This is a genomic window from Hymenobacter terricola, assembly GCF_017921975.2.
Classification (GTDB): domain Bacteria; phylum Bacteroidota; class Bacteroidia; order Cytophagales; family Hymenobacteraceae; genus Hymenobacter; species Hymenobacter terricola.
The window spans coordinates 1-455 of sequence record NZ_JAGEMO020000226.1; the positions used below are offsets into that span (position 1 = coordinate 1).

Below are 455 nucleotides of genomic sequence, written 5' to 3' on the forward strand. Positions count from 1 at the left end.
CAATGGCGAGTGCCTTAGCCTCGGGGCCCTGGAAACACTCGTAGTTCCAGATGAACTCACGTGCCAGAGCAACATCGTGGCCTGCGCCAGTCTGATTCTTCTTGAAATGCGCGATCATTGCTTCCCAGGTAATGTCACGACGCGCGCCGACGCCGACGGGCCAGTTATGCATTGCCTTGGACAGCTTGGCAGTGGAGATACCCGTCTTACAGTACGGGTTGTAGATGAACTTCAGGATCTCCTTAAGTCCAGGAGTGTCAGCATACTTCTTAAGCAACGCCAGTTTGTCGTTGCCACGAGCATTGCCGACAAGGTTGATTACTCTTGCGACTTCTTTCATATGGTTTCCTCCAATCTATTTTTCAAGCGATGTCGGAATTGACTTATCGCTCTACTCACGGTTACTTGCGTAGTACCTACAATTGCACCGACGTCCCTCTGGGACATCTTGCCGT

The 455-nt window shown here is 51.4% G+C and carries 1 protein-coding gene; it reads right to left on the reverse strand.

Annotated features, from left to right (window positions below):
* Window positions 1-340: hypothetical protein (locus J4G38_RS28345; RefSeq protein WP_226164186.1), on the reverse strand; the 340-nt coding region annotated here is incomplete at its 3' end.
* Window positions 341-455: the final 115 nt, after the last annotated feature.